This is a genomic window from Streptomyces sp. A18, assembly GCF_059026065.1.
The window spans coordinates 1-219 of the sequence record NZ_JBWLKL010000182.1 but is presented as its reverse complement, the minus strand read 5'-3'; the positions used below and the strand labels follow the sequence as shown (position 1 = coordinate 219).

Sequence of the window (219 nt, the reverse complement as noted above, 5' to 3'; positions counted from 1 at the left end):
GACGCCAGCAAGGGTGTCGTGCGCGACGCGGCCACCGGCGATCTCAAAGTTGTCCCGGTCACACCTGAGACCGAGTCTCACATCCTCATCCACGACGCGCACTCCACCTCACCCACCCAGGCCTTTGCCCTCTCCCGCCTGGCCGACCCCGACACCCTGCACCACACCCCCATCGGCGTCTTCCGCGACATCGAACGCCCCGTCTACGACACCCTCATG

General features: G+C 66.7%; 1 pseudogene. It reads left to right on the top strand.

Going from position 1 to position 219, the window contains the following annotated elements:
- Positions 1-219: pseudogene (locus AC5P1C_RS44045) on the top strand (2-oxoacid:ferredoxin oxidoreductase subunit beta); the annotation flags it as partial.